The organism is Streptomyces sp. NPDC037389, from assembly GCF_040636475.1.
Taxonomy (GTDB): Bacteria; Actinomycetota; Actinomycetes; order Streptomycetales; family Streptomycetaceae; genus Streptomyces; species Streptomyces hesseae.
Genome location: NZ_JBEZUS010000003.1, coordinates 204670 through 223399 on the forward strand (window position 1 = coordinate 204670; position 18730 = coordinate 223399).

The window sequence follows — 18730 nt, forward strand, 5'->3', positions numbered from 1 at the left end:
CGTGTCGGACGTCGTCGTGTCAGTCGTCGTCGATGCCGTCGAAGTCCGGGCGGACCCCGCGCGCGGCGAGGATCTCGTCGTTGGAGGTCCCGGCGGCGACCATCGGCCAGACCATGGCGTCCTGGTGGACGATGAAGTCCACCACGACCGGGCGGTCGTTGATGGCGTTGGCCTCGGCGATCACCTTGTCGAGGTCGGCAGGGTCCTCACAGCGCAGACCCACGCAGCCCATCGCCTCGGAGAGCTTGACGAAGTCGGGCACCCGGGTCCCGGCGCACGGCTCCGTGCCGGCCCCCTCGGCGGAGCCGCCGTCGGACACCGCGGGCCCGGTGTGGAGCACGGTGTTGGAGTAGCGCTGGTTGTAGAAGAGGGTCTGCCACTGGCGGACCATGCCCAGCGCGCCGTTGTTGATGATGGCGACCTTGATGGGGATGTTGTTGAGCGCGCAGGTGACCAGCTCCTGGTTGGTCATCTGGAAGCAGCCGTCCCCGTCGACGGCCCACACCGTGCGGTCCGGGGCGCCGGCCTTGGCGCCCATGGCGGCGGGCACCGCGTAGCCCATCGTGCCCGCGCCGCCGGAGTTGAGCCAGGTGCGGGGCTGTTCGTAGTGGATGAAGTGGGCGGCCCACATCTGGTGCTGGCCGACGCCGGCGGTGAAGATGGTGTCCTTGGGGGCGAGCTCGCCGATGCGCTGGATGACCTGCTGCGGGGCGAGGCTGCCGTCGCCGGGCTGCTCGTAGCCCAGCGGGTAGGTGTCGCGCCAGCGGTTGAGGTCGGTCCACCATTCGGTGTACTCGCACGCGTGACCCTCGGCCTGCTCCGCCTGGACGGCCACGATCAGATCGGCCAGCACCTCCCGGGCGTCGCCCACGATGGGCACGTCCGCGGTGCGGTTCTTGCCGATCTCGGCGGGGTCGATATCGGCGTGGACGATCTTCGCGTGGGGTGCGAAGGAGTCCAGCCTGCCCGTCACCCGGTCGTCGAAGCGCGCGCCGAGCGCGATGATCAGGTCGGCCTTCTGGAGCGCGGTGACGGCGGCGACCGAGCCGTGCATGCCGGGCATGCCCAGGTGCTGCGGGTGGCTGTCGGGGAAGGCGCCGAGCGCCATCAGCGTGGTGGTCACCGGGGCGCCGGTCAGTTCGGCGAAGACCTTCAGCTCGCCGGTGGCCTGGGCCTTGAGCACGCCGCCGCCGACGTAGAGGACCGGGCGCCGCGCCTGGGTGAGGAGTTTCGCGGCCTCGCGGATCTGCTTGGCGTGCGGCTTGGTGACGGGCCGGTAGCCGGGCAGGTCGGTGTGGGGCGGCCAGGAGAAGACCGTCCGGGCCTGGAGGGCGTCCTTGGCGATGTCGACGAGCACCGGTCCGGGGCGGCCGGTGGAGGCCACGTGGAACGCCTCGGCGATGGTGCGCGGGATCTCGGCCGGGTCGGTCACCAGCCAGTTGTGCTTGGTGATCGGCATGGTGATGCCGCAGATGTCCGCCTCCTGGAAGGCGTCCGTGCCGATGGACTTGGAGGCGACCTGGCCGGTGATGGCCACCAGCGGCACCGAGTCCATGTGGGCGTCGGCGATGGGGGTCACGAGGTTGGTGGCCCCCGGACCCGACGTCGCCATGCACACCCCGACCTTCCCGGTGGCCTGGGCGTAGCCCGTCGCGGCGTGGCCGGCGCCCTGCTCGTGGCGGACGAGGACGTGGCGGACCTTCGAGGAGTCCATCATCGGGTCGTACGCCGGCAGGATCGCGCCGCCCGGGATGCCGAAGACGATCTCGGCGCCCACCTCCTCCAGCGACCGGATGAGGGACTGCGCGCCCGTGACGTGCTCGACGGTGACGGGCTGCTGTGCCGCGCCGCTGCGGGGCCGCGGCTGCGGATGATGGTGGGCCCCGTTGGCCTGCTCTGTCATCGACATTCTCTTCTCGAAGGCTCTGGTTCGACGGTTTCGACGGATGACGACGGATGACTGGGTGATTCGGAAAACAAAAAACCCCTCGTGCCGTGAGGCAAGCGAGGGGAGCGCGCCGGTGTGGTCAGCAGGGCCTCATGGGCGGCCTGCTTCAGCCGACGCGCTTTCCAAGTACGAGAATTCGGGTGCGCATGAGGTCGACCCTCCCTCCGGTGCACCTGAGGTGTCAAGTGGGTGGGACGGGCGTCTCATTATTTGAGCGCAATGGAGCATGGGCGAGAGCTCCCGCGCCCCCCACCACTCCGGAGCGTACGGGCAGGGCGCCCCCGACGAGCACCTGGTTTCCGCCGTCCGTGGGATCACCCGGAAGGGTGTCGGGCAGGGTGTCGGGGACCAGACCCGGCAGGGGGTAGGGGCCCCGGTCGAGGGCGTGTCGCAGCCGGTGCTCGTCGAGCGCGCCCGCGAAGGCCATGCCCTGACCGTGGGTGCAGCCCATGGCGAGCAGGGCGCGGGCCTGCTCCAGGTCGTCCACGCCGTCGGCGACGGACTCCATGCCGAGGTCCCCGGCGATGTGGAGCAGCCCGGCGGTGATCTTGTGGAGGCGGGCGGATTCGGCCACTCCGTCGACGAGGCCGCGGTCGAGCTTGAGCACGTCGATGGGGAGGCGGCGCAGGGCGCTCATGGCGGCGTAGCCGGTGCCGAAGCCGTCGAGGGCGATGCGTACGCCGAAGCGGCGCAGGGAGATCAGCCGGCGCTCCAGCTCGTCGAGGGGGACGCGCGGATCGCTGCCGGAGAGCTCCAGGACCAGAGATCCGGAGGGCAGCCCGTGGCGCAGGATGAGGGCCTCGACGTTCTTGGGGGGCAGTGACTTGTCCAGCAGCCGGGCGGCGGACATCCGGACGTGCACGGGGACGGCGTGGCCCGCGAGGCGGCGCCGGCCGGCCTGCTCGGCGGCCCGCTCCAGCGTCCAGCGGCCGAGCTCGGCGGTGCGGGCGCTCTCGTCGCCCCGGTCCATTTCGGCCACGCGGAGGAATTCGTCCGGGGTGAAGAGGATGCCCTGGGCGGAGCGCCAGCGGGCCTGGGCGCTGACCGCGGTGATCCGGCCGGTGGCCAGCTCGACGACCGGCTGGTGGAGGAGGGCGAACTCGCCGTCGTGCAGCGCGGTGCGCAGCCGGGTGGCGAGCTCGGTGCGGCGCACCACGTCGGCCTGCATCTGGGGGGCGTAGAGCTCGACGCGGCCCTTTCCGGCCTGCTTGGCCCGGTACATGGCGAGGTCGGCGTTGCGCATCAGGGTGCCGGGGGTGATGTCGGGCTCGGCGAAGGCGACGCCGATGCTGGCGGCGACGCGCACCTCGGTGCCGCCCTCGACGAGATAGGGCTGGGAGAGGGTGAGCCGCAGCCGGTCGGCGACCTCCAGGATGCGGTACTCGCGGGCGGCGGGGTCGCGGGTGCCGTCGCCGATGATGAGGGCCGCGAACTCGTCGCCGCCGAAGCGGGCGGTGGAGTCCCCGGCGCGCACCGAGTCCTGGAGCCGACGGGCGGCCTGGATGAGCAGTTCGTCGCCCGCCTGGTGGCCGACGGTGTCGTTGACGGCCTTGAAGCCGTCGAGGTCGATGAAGAGCACGGCCGTGCCGGCGTCGGTGACTCTCCGGCCGGCGAGCGCCCGCTGGACGCGCTTGGTGAACAGGGCGCGGTTGGGCAGGTCGGTGAGCGGGTCGTGCTCGGCGGTGTGCTGCAACTGGGCCTGGAGCCGGACCCGTTCGGTGACGTCGCGGCTGTTGAAGATCAGGCCGCCGTGGTGGCGGTTGACGGTGGACTCGACGTTGAGCCAGTCGCCGCTGCCGGAGCGGAAGCGGCACTCGATGCGGGTGGTGGGCTCCTCGGCTGGGGGCGCGGCCAGGAAGCGGCGTACCTCGTGGACGACGCGGCCCAGGTCCTCGGGGTGGATGAGCGAGGCGAGCTCGGAGCCGACGAGCTCCTCCGCGTCGCGCCCGTAGACCCCGGCGGCGGCCGGGCTGACGTAGCGCAGTATCCCGGTGGGCGCGGCGATCATGATGACGTCGCTGGAGCCCTGCACCAGGGAGCGGAAGTGGTTCTCCTTCTGCGCCAGCTCCTGGGTGAGGGAGATGTTGTCGAGGAGCATGATGCCCTGGCGTACGACGAGCGCCAGGACGACCGTGCAGCCCGTGAAGAGGACGACGCGGTCGACGTGGTGGCCGTCGAGGACGTTGTAGAGGATGCCCAGGGTGCAGACGGCGGCCGCGAGGTACGGGGTGAGGGCGGCGAGGGAGCCGGCGATGGGCCGGCCGGCGGGCGGGGCCTGCGGGCGGCCGGGCCGGGCCGCGCTCTCGCGCTCCTCGCGGGCGACCCAGGGCGCGTAGGCCATCAGCATGTAGCCCGCGAACCAGCCGGCGTCGAGGATCTGCCCGGAGCGGTAGTTGGCCTGGAGCAGTGGCGAGGTGAACAGGGCGTCGCACAGGACGGTCAGCGCGAGGGCCGCGATGGCGGTGTTGATGGCGGAGCGGTTGGCCGAGGAGCGTTTGAAGTGCAGCGCCAGAACCATGGACACCAGGACGATGTCCAGCAGCGGATAGGCGAGCGAGAGCGCGGCGTGGGCGACGGTCTCGCCCGCGAAGTGCGCGGTGTGGGCGAGGGCCAGGCTCCAGGAGAGGGTCAGCAGCGAGCCGCCGATCAGCCAGGAGTCCAGCCCGAGGCAGACCCAGCCGGCCCGGGTGACCGGGCGGCGGGCGAGCACCAGCAGGCCGATGATGGCGGGCGGCGCGAAGAGCAGGAAGCAGAAGTCGGCCGGGGACGGACTCGGCACGTGCCGGCCGAGCACCACCTCGTACCAGCCCCAGACGAAGTTGCCGAAGCCCGCCATGGCGGACGAGGCGGCGAACAGCAGCCAGGCGGGGCGGAACCGCGTGCTGCGGGTCCGCCCGTACCAGAAGCAGGAGGTCGCGGCGAGGCCGGCGGCGCCGCTCAGCCCGAAGTCGCCCATGGTGGCGGCGAGCTCGGGCGAGCCCCAGCCGAGGGCCGCGCCCGTCGCGTAGCCCCCGCAGACGACGGCGAGGAGGAGCTGTGGGAGCACGCCCGGCCCCCTGACGGAGGCGGGCCGGCGCGGGAGCGCCGCTCCGGGGGCGCTCACCGCGCCGCCGCCCTCAGCGGACCGAACAGGGGGAGCCGTGGTAGCACGGCGGCCAGGCGGCGGGCCCACGGCCGGCGCGGTCGCCGGAGAAGCTGTGATCGGTGGCCCCGTCGCGTCGGGTAGATCGTCCATTGGCCGTCCATCGCCCGTCGCCCCCCTCGAGTTCCGGTCCTTCGCCGCCCCCGTGTCGTGCCCGGAGCGGCCCCCGTCGGGACGATACACCAGAGTCGTCACTCAGGGACATAGCTCATATACATAGCGTAACCAGCTGACGGATTACGGATACGCAGCGCATCCAAATGCTGTCTCTGCGTGCTACCGGCCTGTGACGACTACGCCGTGGCTACGACATTCCGTAGAGGCTCGTCCAGTACGAATCTGGCCAGTTGATCGCGCAAGAGGGCCTTGGCCCGGGGCAGATAGGCCGAAGAAGGCCCACCCACATGGGGGGTGACGAGCACTCCGGGCGCCTTCCAGAGCGGGTGGCCGTCGGGCAGCGGCTCGGGGTCGGTGACGTCCAGGGCGGCGATCAGCCGGCCGCTCTCCAGCTCGGCCAGGAGCGCCCCGGTGTCGACGACGCCGCCCCGGGCGACGTTCACCAGGAGCGCGCCGTCCTTCATCCGGGCCAGGAAGCGGGCGTCGGCGAGCCTGGCGGTCTCGGGGGTGAGGGGCGTCGAGAGGATCACCACATCGGCGTCGGGCAGCAGCTCCGGCAGGTCCGCCACCGGATGGACCGGGCCGCGGGCCACCACGCGCGAAGAGCGCGCGACGCGCACGACCCGCGCGCACTCAAAGGGCGCGAGCCGGTCCTCGATGGCGGCGCCGATCGAGCCGTAGCCGACGATGAGCACCGACTTGTCCGCGAGCGCCGGGCGGAACTCCGGCCGCCACTCCCCCGCGTCCTGCGCCCGGACGAAGCCGGGAACGCCCCGGAGCGCGGCGAGCGTCAAGGTCAGGGCCAGCTCGGCGGTGCTCGCGTCGTGCAGCCCGCGCGCGTTGCACAGCCGGGTGCCGGACGGCAGCGAGGGGAACTCCGGCAGCAGGTGCTCCACACCGGCGGTGAGCGCCTGGACCACCCGCACCCCGCTCATCCGCGACAGCGGCCGGATCGACACTTCGGTGCCCTTCATGTACGGAACGCAGTAGAAGGCGCAACGCGCGGGGTCGGTGGGGAAGTCGGGCCCGCCGTCCCAGTGGGCGTATTCCAGGCCCCGGGGCAGGTCGTCGATCTCCTCCGGGGGAATCGGCAACCAGGCCAGGGGGCGCTCGGGGGAACCGCTGTGATCTGCACTCATGTCTGGAGGCTATGCGAAGGGGCCCCGACGCCAGAGGTTAGTTTGGGGGCGAGGAACGGGAGGGGAACCGCGGGTGGAGCGCAGGACAATCGGTGCGACGGCGCTCGAGGTGGGCGCGATCGGCCTGGGGTGCATGCCGATGCACTGGGCGTACACCGCCTCCCAGCAGAGCGGGGAGGGCGCGCTGCGCACGGTCCACGCGGCCCTGGACGCCGGTGCCAGCCTCCTGGACACGGCCGACATGTACGGGCCGTTCACCAATGAACTGCTGGTGGGGCGGGTGTTGCGGGAGCGGCGCTCGGAGGCGTTCATATCGACCAAGTGCGGACTGCTGGTGGGCGACCAGCACGTCGTCGCCAACGGCCGCCCGGGCTATGTGAAGCGGGCGTGCGACGCCTCGCTGCGCCGGCTCCAGACCGATGTCATCGACCTCTACCAGCTCCACCGCCCCGACCCCGAGATACCCGTCGAGGAGACCTGGGGCGCGATGGCCGAGCTGGTCTCCGCGGGCAAGGTCCGGGCGCTGGGCTGGTGCGCCATCGACGCACGGGCCAGGCGCAGGTTCGGCTCCTCGGCAGGCCCCCGTGCGGGCATGTACGACACGACGATCGCCCAGCTGGAGCGGGTGCAGCAGGTCTTCCCGGTCAGCTGTGTCCAGGCGGAGCTGTCGGTCTGGTCGCGGGAGGCGCTGGACCGGCTGATGCCGTGGCTGTCCTCGCGGGGGGTGGGGCTGCTGGCGGCGATGCCCCTGGGGAACGGTTTCCTCAGCGGCACGCTCACCCCCGGCCAGGGCTTCGAGCCGGATGACCTGCGGGCCCGTCACCCGCGCTTCACGGCGGAGATGATGGCCGCCAATCAGCCGATAGTCGCGGGCCTTCGGCGTGTCGCGGAACGGCACGACGCCACGGCGGCGCAGGTGGCCCTGGCCTGGGTGCTGGCGCAGGGCCGCCATGTGGTGCCGGTGCCGGGCACGAAGAAGGCCGCGTGGGCGGTGGAGAACGCGGCGGCCGCCGGACTGCGGCTGACCGCCGAGGACTTGGCGGAGATCACGGCACTGCCCCAGGCGATGGGGTCCTGGTACTGACGGGGTGTATCAAGGAGGGGTGTCCCACTCACCCGAGAGGAAACCTTTCACCCGAGAGGAACCTTTTGTCGTGCACCTGTTCGTCGGACGCCTCCCCGGACCACGTCACGTCCCCCGCCGCGCCGCCCTCACGGCGGCGCTGACGGTCTCCGCGCTGCTCATCGTCACGGGCTGCTCCGGCGGCTCGCCCTCCGGCGGGGCCGGCTCGCCCTCCGGCGCGGGCGGGGGCACCGCGTCCGCCGCGCCCGCACAGGGCTCCGCCGAGGTCGTCCGCACGGTCGCCCGCAAGCTGGACTCGCCCTGGGGCGTGGCCCCGCTGCCGGACGGCGATCTGCTGGTCGGCTCGCGGAACACCGGCCGGATCGCGCGGGTCGCGGCGAAGGACGGCCGGCAGACCCCGCTCGGCACCGTCCCGGGCGTCGCGGCGGCGGGCGAGGGCGGGCTGCTGGGCCTGGCCCTCTCCCCCGGCTACGCCTCCGACCATCTGCTCTACGCCTACTTCACGACGGATTCGGACAATCGCGTCGCCCGGCTGCTGGTCGACGAGAAACGGCCGGAGGGACAGCGGCTCGGCGCGCCCGACACCATCCTGCGCGGCATCCCCAAGGGCCAGATCCACAACGGCGGCCGGATCGCGTTCGGCCCCGACGGGATGCTCTACGCCGGCACGGGCGAGGCCGGGCAGCGCGACCCCGCCCAGGACAAGGGTTCGCTCGGCGGCAAGATCCTGCGGATGACCCCCGATGGCCGCCCGGCCCCCGGCAACCCCTTCCCGGACTCGCTCGTCTACAGCTACGGCCACCGCAATGTGCAGGGCCTGGCCTGGGACGCGGACAAACGGCTGTGGGCCTCGGAGTTCGGCCAGGACACCTGGGACGAGCTCAACCTCATCGAACCGGGCCGCGACTACGGCTGGCCCGTGGCCGAGGGGAAGGCCCACAGGGCGGGCCTGACGGACCCCGTGGAGCAGTGGAAGCCCGCCGACGCCTCCCCCAGCGGGCTCGCCTACGCGGCGGGCTCCCTGTGGATGGCCGGGCTGCGCGGCGAGCGCCTGTGGAGGATCCCCCTCCGCGGCGCCGCGCCCGCCGCCGCCCCGAAGGTTTTCCTCAAGGGGAACTACGGGCGGCTGCGCACGGTTGTTCCAACGGGCGACGGCGGGCTGTGGCTGACGACGAGCAACACCGACGGACGGGGCCGGCCGACGGCCGACGACGACCGGCTGCTGCGGCTGAAGGTGACCTGACGGTCGCCGGACGGCCGACGGAGGGACCGACATGTTCAGCGTCTTCGAGGAGATCTTCACCCCCGGTCGGAAACACACCCACGAGGAGCGGGAGCGGCTGGAGCTCACGCGCGACGACACCGGGGACGCGGACCCGGCCAAGGGCCCGATAGACCTCGACTCCGGCGTCGTGGTCATCCGGGCCCGGCGGGGCTGACGCGCCGGGCGCCCGGGGCGCCGCCGGGCGGTTTCGACCGCGCCCGAATACGCGTGCGCCGCTCCCCCGCACTCCCCACCATCGAAGGCGTCGGAGCACTACCGGGAAACGTTCGGGGAGAGACACATGCGCAGATCCCTCGCGGCGACGCTCGTGGGCGCCGCCTTCGCCGGCACGGTCGTGCTCGCGCCGACGGCGTCCGCGACACCGGTGGACCACCGGGCCCGTACGGGCCCGGTGGCGCCCGTACGGGACGTCCCGCCCCTCTGCGGGAGCGGGGCCGGAATCCGGAGCGGATCCACGATCTTCTGCTTCTACAGCCCGGGCGTGCACTCTTTCGCGAGCGGCACCAAGGTGTCGGAGATCAGCTCAGGCGACTACGACGTCCTCGCCTGCACGACGTTCGGCGGGACGCCCATCCACATCGAGAAGGGCCGACAGGTCGTCTTCGACCCGCCCATCGATCTCCTGTACGTGATCACCAGGCTCTGACCCCTCGCCCGACCCCGCGAAGGCGGGCACCGGCTCGGGCGGCTCGATGCTGATGCGCGGCAGGGCGCGCTCCAGCCAGGCCGGCAGCCACCAGTTGGCGCCGCCCAGCATGTGCATCAGGGCCGGGACCAGCAGCGTCCGCAGGACGAAGGCGTCCAGGGCCACCGCGGCGGCCAGGCCGACGCCGAACATGGCGATCACCCGGTCGCCACTCAGCACGAAGGCCAGGAACACCGAAATCATGATCACGGCCGCCGAGTTGATCACCCGGCTGGTCTCCGCCAGGCCCACGCGGACGGCCCGGCGGTTGTCCCGGGTGGCCAGCCACTCCTCGTACATCCGGCTGACCAGGAACACCTGGTAGTCCATCGACAGCCCGAACAGCACCGAGACCATGACCACCGGCAGGAACGGCTCGATCGGGCCCGCGCCGCCGAGGCCCAGCCGCTCGCTGCCCCAGCCCCACTGGAAGAGGGCGACGATCAGGCCGAAGGAGGAGGCCACGGCCGCGATGTTCATCGCGGCGGCCTTCAGCGGTATCCCGATGCTGCGGAAGGCCAGCAGGAGCAGCAGACAGCCCAGCCCCACCACGGTGCCCACGAACACCGGCAGCTTGCCGAGGATGACCGCGGCGAAGTCGTCGTACGCCGCGGTCATGCCGCCCACGCGGACGTCCAGGCCGGTGCCCTCGGTGGCCTTGGGCAGCACGGTCGTCCGGAGCCGGTCGACGAGGTCGCTGGTGGCACGGGACTGCGGGGACGTCGTGGGCACGACGGTGATGACGCCCGTGTCACCGCCGCCGCTGAGGACCGAGGGGGTCACGGAGGCGACGCCGGGGGTGTGGCGGAGGGTGTCCGGCAGCTTGTTGAAGGCGAGGCTGTCGGCGGCGCTGTCGAGGGGGGCGACGAGCGTCAGCGGCCCGTTGACGCCGGGGCCGAAGCCGCGGCCCAGCATGTCGTAGGCCTGGCGGGTGGTGGAGCTCGCCGGGTTGTTGCCCTGGTCGGAGGTGCCGAGGTGGAGGGAGAGCGTCGGGAGGGCCAGGATCAGCATCACGGCGGCGGCCGCCGCGCCCAGCAGCTTCGGATGGCGCTCGACGAAGGCGGACCAGCGGGCGGCCAGGCCCTTGGGGTGCTCCTCCGTCCGGGGGCCCTCGTGGGCGAGGCGGCGGCGCTCTCGGCGGCCGAGGGCCCGGGGGCCTATCAGTCCCAGCAGGGCGGGGAGCAGGGTGACGGAGGCGGCGACGGTGAGGACGACGGTCAGCGAGGCGGCTATCGCCACGCCGTTGAGGAAGCCCAGGCGCAGGATGAGCATGCCCAGCAGCGCCACGCACACGGTGCCGCCGGCGAAGACCACGGCGCGCCCGGTCGTGGCGACCGCCCGTTCCGCCGCGACGGCCACGGGCAGCCCCTGACGGAGCCCCTTGCGGTGGCGGGTGACGATGAAGAGGGCGTAGTCGATGCCGACGCCGAGGCCGATGAGCGTGCCCAGCATGGGGGCGAAATCGGCCACCTTCATCAGATGGCCGAGCAGCACCGTGCCCATGGCGGCGGTGCCCACGCCCACCAGGGCCGTCGCTATGGGCAGCAGGCTCGCGGCGAGCGAGCCGAAGACGACGAAGAGCACCACGGCCGCGACCGCCACGCCGATGATCTCGCTGAGATGGCCGCTCGCGGTCTCGGTGCCGGCGACGCCGCTGCCGCCGAGGGCCACCTGGAGGTTGTCCGAGGCGGCCGCGCGTGCGGTCTCCACGACCCGCTTCACCCGGGCCTTGTCCGGCTCTCCGCCCTTGGCGACGAAGGTCACCGAGGCATAGGCGGTGTGCCGGTCCTGGCTGATCCGGGTGGCTCCGCCGCTGCCGTACGGGCTCTCGACGGCGGCCACCCCGGGCAGCCGGGCGATCTCATGGAGCGTCGCGGTCATCCGCTGCTGGACGTCGTTCGCGCGGACCGTGCCCCGGGCGGTGTGCCAGACGATCTTGTCGTCGCCGCTCTCGCCGGGGAAGGCCTTCTCCAGCAGGGCGGTCGCGCGGGAGGACTCCGTGCCGGGAACGCCGTAGTCGTTCGAGTAGGCGGAACCGCTCAGTGTCGCCGCGGCGGTGGTCCCCGCGAGGGCCACGAGCCACAGCACGATGACGGTGAAGCGGCGGCGGAGACACCACCGGGCAAGTGAGGTCATGACCTGCTTCCCGGGTATCGCGACGATCTGGCCGGGGAGAGACGACCCGTGCATGTCGACCGCTGAGCAGAGGGGGGATCTGGCAAAGGCCCCAACCGAGGGGGCCTCCGGCCGACCACTGTGACAGCAGGAAAAGATCCTTTGTCTCTTTTGTGGGCTATACCACATACGACCCGGGATTATGCCCTCCTACGCCCGGACCGGTGAGACCGGACGGCCGGGTCAGCGGAAGCCGCGCCAGCTGTGCGCGACGTCCACGACCAGGCGGTTCCCGGTCTGGAAGACCCGGAACGGCAGTCGCTCGCGCACCCCGACGGCCACCTGGGTGTCGCCCTCGAAGCTGGCGCCGAAGCGGGTGTCCTGGAAGGTGCGGTAGCCGCCGAGGTCCACCTCCGGCAGCGGCTGCCCGGCCTTCCCGTCGTACGTCCGCTGCATCGTATTGGGGTCGTAGCTCGGCGCGGCGATGCGGACCTCGAGGATCGCGCCGCCGCGCACGGGGATGACGTCGCCCGAGCCGTCCTGGTGGAACTGGTCGACGTAGCGGACGTGGAAGCCGATCGGGCGGCCGGTCCCGGGCCCGAGGAGGTCGAAGACGACGCGGTCGTAGCAGTCGTGGCTGCCGGCTCTGATGTCCCGCAGCGGCTTGTGCCAGGCGACGGCGCTGTCCTTCGGCAGGCTCCCCCAGTCCACGGCCGCGCACCCGGCCGCGGGCGGGGTGGCGGCCCGTGCCGCCACGGCCGTCCCGCCCGGCGCCACCCCCATCGTCATACCCGCTCCCACCAGCAGGAAAGCGGCCAGTCCGGTACGCGACCGTCGCATGGAGAACCCCCAGCCCTCGAGTGCGGGCACGCCGACCGGCCCACTGACGGGGATCATGCCGGACCGTTTCGCCCGATGGGGGGCGTACGGGCGAATTCCGGCCAACGGGGGCCCATCGCCGGTAGCGGACACGGCGACGGCCGCCCCTCCGGGGAGGGACGGCCGTCGTGACGCGTTGACGCGGGGAGAGCTCTGTGGGCTCAGCCCTCGACGCCGAGCTTCTCCAGGATCAGTTCCCGGACGCGGGCCGCGTCCGCCTGGCCGCGCGTGGCCTTCATGACCGCGCCGACGAGCGCGCCCGCCGCCGCGACCTTGCCCGAGCGGATCTTGTCCGCGATACCGGCGTTGGCCGCGATGGCCTCGTCCACGGCGGTGCCCAGCGCGCCCTCGTCGGAGACGATCTTCAGACCGCGCTTCTCGATGATCTCGTCGGGCTCGCCCTCGTCGTTGACGACGTGCTTGATGACCTCACGGCCCAGCTTGTCGTTGAGCGAACCCTCGGCGATCAGCGTGGCGATCCGGGCGACCTGGGCCGGCGTGATCGGCAGCAGGCCGAGGCCGATGCCCTCCTCGTTGGCGATGCGCGACAGCTCGCCCATCCACCACTTACGGGCCGACGTGGCGTCCGCGCCCGCCTCGATGGTGACGGTGATCAGGTCGACGGCACCGGCGTTGAGGATCGACTGCATGTCGTGCTCGGAGACGCCCCACTCCTCGCGCAGCCTGTTGCGGCGCACGCGCGGCAGCTCGGGCAGGCCCTTGCGCAGCTCCTCGACCCACTCGCGCGCGGGGGCCACGGGCACCAGGTCCGGCTCGGGGAAGTAGCGGTAGTCCTCCGCCTCCTCCTTGACCCGGCCCGACGTCGTGGAGCCGTCCTCCTCGTGGAAGTGACGGGTCTCCTGGATGATCGTGCCGCCGTCGTTGAGAACCGCGGCGTGCCGCATGATCTCGAAGCGGGCGGCACGCTCGACGGAGCGCAGCGAGTTGACGTTCTTCGTCTCGGAGCGCGTGCCGAACTTCTCGGCGCCCTTGGGCATCAGCGAGAGGTTGACGTCGCAGCGCATCTGGCCCATCTCCATACGGGCCTCGGAGACGCCGAGCGCCTTGATGAGCTCGCGCAGCTCGGCGACGTACGCCTTGGCGACCTCGGGGGCGCGCTCGCCCGCACCGGTGATCGGCTTGGTGACGATCTCGATGAGGGGGATGCCGGCGCGGTTGTAGTCCAGCAGGGAGTGCTGCGCGCCGTGGATACGGCCGGTGGCACCGCCCACGTGAGTGGACTTGCCGGTGTCCTCCTCCATGTGGGCGCGCTCGATCTCCACGCGGAAGATCTCGCCGTCCTCCAGCTGGACGTCCAGGTAGCCGTTGAAGGCGATGGGCTCGTCGTACTGGGAGGTCTGGAAGTTCTTCGGCATGTCCGGATAGAAGTAATTCTTCCGGGCGAAGCGGCACCACTCGGCGATCTCGCAGTTCAGCGCGAGACCGATCTTGACGGCCGACTCGACGGCGATGCCGTTGACGACCGGGAGGGAGCCGGGCAGGCCGAGGCAGGTGGGGCACGTCTGCGAGTTGGGCTCGGCGCCCAGCTCGGTGGCGCACCCACAGAACATCTTGGTCTTGGTGCCGAGCTCGACGTGCACCTCGAGACCCATGACGGGCTCGTAGGTGGCAAGCGCCTCGTCGTACGACACCAGTTCAGTGACGGTCACGGAAAACTAACCTCTCAGTCCCTGCTCAGCCCGCGAGGACGTCGTCGCTGGACATACGGCGCAGCTCGCGGACGAGCAGGGCGACGCCGGTGACGATGGCGGCGGCGGAGACCACCGCGTCGACGAGCTGGAGGGTGTCCTGCTCGCCGCGCGCCTTCTTGGCCTGCTTGGCGACGCTGATGGCGCCGAACAGCGTGGTGCCGATGGACAGATACGTGCCGGCCTTGGACTTCTTGAAGCCCTTGGCCTTCTTCAGCGCGCCCGACTTGCTCTGTTCGATGCTCACAGCGACGGTGCCTCCTCCAGCAGCGGGTGGCCCCAGCGCTCGGTGAACGCGGCCTCGACCGCGGCACCGACCTTGTAGAGCCGGTCGTCCTTCATGGCGGGAGCGATGATCTGGAGACCGACCGGCATGCCGTCCTCGGGGGCGAGGCCGCAGGGCAGCGACATGGCCGCGTTGCCCGCCAGGTTGGTCGGGATGGTGCACAGGTCGGCGAGGTACATCGCCATCGGGTCGTCGACGCGCTCGCCGATCGCGAAGGCGGTGGTGGGCGTGGTCGGCGAGACGATCACGTCGACCTGCTCGAACGCCGCTTCGAAGTCGCGCGTGATGAGCGTACGGACCTTCTGCGCGGAGCCGTAGTACGCGTCGTAGTAGCCGGAGCTGAGCGCGTAGGTGCCGAGCATCACGCGGCGCTTGACCTCGGGGCCGAAGCCGGCCTCACGGGTGAGGGCGGTGACCTCCTCGGCCGACTTCGTGCCGTCGTCGCCGACCCGCAGGCCGTAGCGCATGGCGTCGAAGCGGGCCAGGTTGGAGGAGCACTCGGACGGCGCGATCAGGTAGTACGCGGCCAGCGCGAGGTCGAAGGACGGGCAGTCCAGCTCGACGATCTCGGCGCCCAGCTCCTTGAGGAGCTCGACGGACTCGTCGAAGCGCTGGAGCACACCGGCCTGGTAGCCCTCGCCGCGGAACTGCTTGACGACACCGACGCGCATACCGGCGACGGAGCCGCTCCGCGCCGCCTCGACGACCGGCGGGACCGGGGCGTCGATGGAGGTGGAGTCGAGCGGGTCGTGGCCGGCGATCACCTCGTGCAGCAGGGCCGCGTCCAGGACCGTACGGGCGCAGGGGCCGCCCTGGTCGAGGGAGGAGGAGAACGCCACCATGCCGTAGCGGGAGACCGCGCCGTAGGTGGGCTTGACGCCGACGGTGCCGGTGACGGACGCGGGCTGGCGGATGGAGCCGCCGGTGTCCGTGCCGATGGCGAGGGGCGCCTGGAAGGCCGCGAGGGCGGCGGAGGAGCCGCCGCCGGAGCCGCCGGGGATCTTGGTGAGGTCCCAGGGGTTGCCGGTGGGGCCGTAGGCGCTGTTCTCGGTGGAGGACCCCATGGCGAACTCGTCCATGTTGGTCTTGCCGAGGATGACGACGTCGGCGTCCTTCAGACGCTTGGTGAGCGTCGCGTCGTACGGCGGGATCCAGCCTTCGAGGATCTTGGAGCCGACGGTGGTGGGGACGCCCTTGGTGGTGAAGATGTCCTTCAGCGCCAGCGGGACGCCGGCCAGCGGGCCGAGCTTCTCGCCGCGCTCGCGTTTGGCGTCCACCTCACGGGCCTGGGCGAGCGCGCCCTCGCGGTCGACGTGGAGGAAGGCGTGCACCTTCTCGTCGACGGCCTCGATACGGGCCAGGTGGGCCTCGGTGACCTCGACGGCCGTGAGCTCGCCAGAGGCGATCTTCTCGGCGATCTCGGCCGCGGTGAGCTTGATCAGGTCTGCCATCGTGGTCAGTCCTCCCCCAGGATCTGCGGCACCTTGAAACGCTGCTGCTCCTGGGCGGGGGCGCCGGAGAGCGCCTCCTGGGGGGTCAGCGACGGGCGGACTTCGTCCGCACGCATGACGTTGGTCAGGGGCAGCGGGTGGGAGGTCGGCGGTACGTCCTCGTCGGCCACATCGGAAACGCGGGCGACCGCGCCAATGATCACGTCGAGCTGTTCGGCGAAGTGGTCGAGCTCTTCGTCCTTCAGCTCCAGACGCGACAGCCGGGCGAGGTGGGCGACCTCCTCGCGCGTGATGCCAGGCATGCAGCGATCCTCAAGGGTGGTTATCGGGCGTGTGGTTTTCGCCCCAATCCTATGGCGCGGGGGAGTGTGCCCGCGAAACGGTTTCGCTTGGCGCTGGGCCGGGTCGTGCTTTCGGGTGGCGCTGGGCGGTTCGGCACCGCCGGATCGGTACGTGGTGGCTGGTCGCCGTCGCGGCGGGTGTGGGGCCCCGGTCCCGCCCTTTCACCGTTTCCCGGGGCTGCCGCCCCGGCCCCCAGGAGGGCGAGCGGCTCCGGGGGCTTGCCCCCGGGAAACGGTGAAACGGTGAAGGGGCGGGGCTGGGGTTCCTTCCCGCCGCGACGGCGGGGTGCCCCCGCCGGGGAGCCCGGCGGGGGCCGGGCCGGCCGGAAGCCGGGGGCACCCCGCCCGTCAGGTCACCGCGTCCTCCTCCGCCGGTGCCGGCGTCGGTGTCGGGGACGGGGACGGCGTCGGGGCCGTGGTCAGTGGCTCCTCGCGGCGGACGCCGGATTCGCGGAGGCGGAGCCAGGCCGTGGTCTCGTCCGGCGGCATCGCCGCCGCGACGAGCCAGCCCTGGACCGCGTCGCAGCCGAGGTCGCGCAGCCGTTCCCAGGTCTCGTCGTCCTCGACGCCCTCGGCGACGACGAGGAGGCCCAGCGAATGGGCGAGGTCGAGCGTGCAGCGGACGATCTCGGCGTCCTCGTTGTCGATGGCGAGCCGGGCGCCGAAGGAACGGTCGATCTTCAGCTCGCTGACCGGGAGGCGCCGCAGGTGGACGAGGGAGGAGTAGCCCGTGCCGAAGTCGTCGAGGGACATCTTCACGCCGTGGCCGGTGAGCCCGGCCAGCGTGTCGGCCGCGCGCTGCGGGTCCTCCAGCAGCACGTGCTCCGTTATCTCCAGCTGGAGCGCTCCGGGGGGCACGCCGTGCCGGGCGAGGCGGGCGGCGACGGAGCCCGCGAAGCCCGGGGTGTGGACGTCGCGCGGGGAGACGTTGACCGCGACGGGGACCTCCAGCCCCATGGCCCGCCACTTCGCGACCTGGCCGAGGGCGGTCTCCAGGACGTACTCCGTGAGCCGGGGCATCAGGCCCGACGATTCCGCGATCGCGATGAACTCGTCCGGGGAGACCCGGCCCCGCTCCGGGTGGACCCAGCGGACCAGGGCCTCCAGGCCCTCGACATGGCCGTCGAAGCCGACCTTGGGCTGGTAGTGGAGCTCGACCTCGCCGGCGTCCAGCGCGCGGCGCAGGTCGCCGAGGAGGCCGAGGCGGTCGGGGGTGTTGCCGTCGCGGCGGGCCTCGTAGACCTCGACGCCGCTGCGGTCGCGCTTTGCCTGGTACATCGCCACGTCGGCCCGGCGGAGCAGCCCCTCCGCGTCCAGGGCGTGGTCGGGGTAGACGGCGACGCCGGCGCTGGCCTCCAGGACGAGGGTGAGCCCGTCCAGGTCGAGGGGGGAGCCGAGGTCAGCGACGAGCGTACGGGCGACCCGCTGGGCGCTGGTGAGGGAGTCGGCGGTGGGCAGCAGCACGGCGAACTCGTCGCCGCCGAGGCGGGCGGCCTCCGCGTCCCGGGGCAGGGCGAGCCGGAGCCGTTCGGCGATCTGGAGGAGCAGCCGGTCGCCGGCGAGATGGCCGAGGGTGTCATTGACCGACCGGAAGCGATCGAGGTCGATCAGGACGAGTGCGGCGCGGGCCCCGGCCCGTTCGGCCTCGTCCAGGGCGCTCCAGGTGCGTTCCAGCAGCCACTGACGGTTGGGCAGGCCGGTGAGGGGGTCGCGCAGTTGTTCCTCGGCGCGGGCGCGGGCGATCCAGAGGGTGGAGTCGAGGGCGATGAGGGGGACCGCGAAGAGGGGCAGGAGGACGGGCGAGTGGTCGGCGACGACCGCGATCAGCGGGGCGATGCCGAGCAGGGCGATGCCGACGAGGGCCTGCCGCATCAGGGCGGTGCGGGCGATGCTGGTCAGCGCGGCGCGCGGGGCCATGGACCACCAGAGCAGCGCGCGGGTGACGGCGAGGTAGAGGAAGGCGGCGAGGGCGATCCTGGGGGCGTCGGAGAGCCGCCAGGTGTCGGGCAGCCAGGGGCTCTCGACGCCGGCGGTGATCCCGCAGGCGGCGAGGCCCAGCCCGGCGGCCGCGATGCCGAGGATGTCGACCGCGCCGTGGAGTAAGGCCTGCCGCCATCGGTGGCGGCGGGCGGTGGCCACCAGGGTGACGACCGCGATGCTGATCAGTACGGCCGGGAGCCAGCCGTAGAGGAGCAGTACGGCCAGGGTGAGGGCGGCACCGGATCCGGTGCCGCCCCACCAGCGGTCCCGGCCGAGGGCGACGAGATGGGCGACGATGAGCGCGGTGAGGGTCGCGAGCGACCAGCCGACGGTCTGGCCCGGGAAGAGGGCCCGGCCCGAGGCGACGGCCCGCAGTACGCCGACGGTGAGCCCGAGCGCGGCCAGGGCCACGCAGACCGTCGGCAGGCCGGGCGGGGAGAGCCGCCGCGGCCGCGATGCCGGTTCGGCGCTGTCGGTGGTGGGTTTCATGCCCGTCCCTCTCACAGCCGGCGGTGCCCGCGCCACGGCAGGCGCACATCTCAACAGTAGGCCGCAGAAGGCTACGGCGG

At 72.2% G+C, this 18730-nt stretch carries 13 protein-coding genes; 3 read left to right on the top strand and 10 right to left on the bottom strand.

Annotated features, from left to right (window positions below; genetic code table 11):
- Positions 1-19 precede the first annotated feature (19 nt).
- The 3 genes from AB0E98_RS07740 to AB0E98_RS07750 form a co-directional block, all read right to left on the bottom strand.
- Positions 20-1909, bottom strand: a complete 1890-nt coding sequence (locus AB0E98_RS07740; RefSeq protein WP_361699672.1) for an acetolactate synthase large subunit — start codon at positions 1907-1909, stop codon at positions 20-22.
- 220 nt (positions 1910-2129) lie between these two features.
- Positions 2130-5051 carry an EAL domain-containing protein gene (locus AB0E98_RS07745; RefSeq protein ID WP_361699674.1) on the bottom strand — a complete coding sequence of 974 codons (2922 nt, stop codon included), beginning with the start codon at positions 5049-5051 and terminating at the stop codon, positions 2130-2132.
- Positions 5052-5383: 332 nt separating this feature from the next.
- A complete protein-coding gene (locus AB0E98_RS07750) occupies positions 5384-6346 on the bottom strand; it encodes a 2-hydroxyacid dehydrogenase (RefSeq protein WP_361699676.1) in 963 nt (320 codons plus the stop codon).
- A gap of 73 nt (positions 6347-6419) precedes the next feature.
- Here AB0E98_RS07750 and AB0E98_RS07755 point away from each other — a divergent pair, with 73 nt between their 5' ends.
- From AB0E98_RS07755 to AB0E98_RS07765, 3 genes are all read left to right on the top strand, one after another.
- Complete coding sequence (locus tag AB0E98_RS07755; protein ID WP_361699678.1) at positions 6420-7430, top strand: aldo/keto reductase; 1011 nt, start codon at positions 6420-6422, stop codon at positions 7428-7430.
- Positions 7431-7506: 76 nt separating this feature from the next.
- Positions 7507-8673, top strand: a complete 1167-nt coding sequence (locus tag AB0E98_RS07760; protein WP_361700513.1) for a PQQ-dependent sugar dehydrogenase — start codon at positions 7507-7509, stop codon at positions 8671-8673.
- Between the two features lie 31 nt (positions 8674-8704).
- Complete coding sequence (locus AB0E98_RS07765) at positions 8705-8869, top strand: DUF6191 domain-containing protein (protein ID WP_361699680.1); 165 nt, start codon at positions 8705-8707, stop codon at positions 8867-8869.
- 369 nt (positions 8870-9238) lie between these two features.
- Here AB0E98_RS07765 and AB0E98_RS07770 read toward each other — a convergent pair whose 3' ends face one another.
- The 7 genes from AB0E98_RS07770 to AB0E98_RS07800 all read right to left on the bottom strand — a co-directional run bounded on the left by AB0E98_RS07770 (position 9239) and on the right by AB0E98_RS07800 (position 18650).
- Complete coding sequence (locus AB0E98_RS07770; protein WP_361699683.1) at positions 9239-11536, bottom strand: MMPL family transporter; 2298 nt, start codon at positions 11534-11536, stop codon at positions 9239-9241.
- 222 nt (positions 11537-11758) lie between these two features.
- Positions 11759-12304, bottom strand: a complete 546-nt coding sequence (locus AB0E98_RS07775; RefSeq protein WP_361700515.1) for a hypothetical protein — start codon at positions 12302-12304, stop codon at positions 11759-11761.
- Positions 12305-12555: 251 nt separating this feature from the next.
- Positions 12556-14064, bottom strand: coding sequence for an Asp-tRNA(Asn)/Glu-tRNA(Gln) amidotransferase subunit GatB (gene gatB / locus AB0E98_RS07780; protein ID WP_361699685.1), 1509 nt, complete (start codon positions 14062-14064; stop codon positions 12556-12558).
- A gap of 25 nt (positions 14065-14089) precedes the next feature.
- The gene (locus AB0E98_RS07785) at positions 14090-14350 is read right to left on the bottom strand and encodes a hypothetical protein (protein WP_361699687.1); all 261 of its coding nucleotides are present in this window, start codon (positions 14348-14350) and stop codon (positions 14090-14092) included.
- Positions 14347-15849, bottom strand: a complete 1503-nt coding sequence (gatA, locus tag AB0E98_RS07790; RefSeq protein WP_361700517.1) for an Asp-tRNA(Asn)/Glu-tRNA(Gln) amidotransferase subunit GatA — start codon at positions 15847-15849, stop codon at positions 14347-14349. Before gatA ends, AB0E98_RS07785 begins: the two co-directional genes overlap by 4 nt.
- Positions 15846-16142 carry an Asp-tRNA(Asn)/Glu-tRNA(Gln) amidotransferase subunit GatC gene (gatC, locus tag AB0E98_RS07795; RefSeq protein WP_361699689.1) on the bottom strand — a complete coding sequence of 99 codons (297 nt, stop codon included), beginning with the start codon at positions 16140-16142 and terminating at the stop codon, positions 15846-15848. The genes gatA and gatC overlap by 4 nt, the downstream gene beginning before the upstream one ends.
- 387 nt (positions 16143-16529) lie before the next feature.
- Positions 16530-18650 carry a bifunctional diguanylate cyclase/phosphodiesterase gene (locus AB0E98_RS07800; protein WP_361699691.1) on the bottom strand — a complete coding sequence of 707 codons (2121 nt, stop codon included), beginning with the start codon at positions 18648-18650 and terminating at the stop codon, positions 16530-16532.
- Positions 18651-18730: the final 80 nt, after the last annotated feature.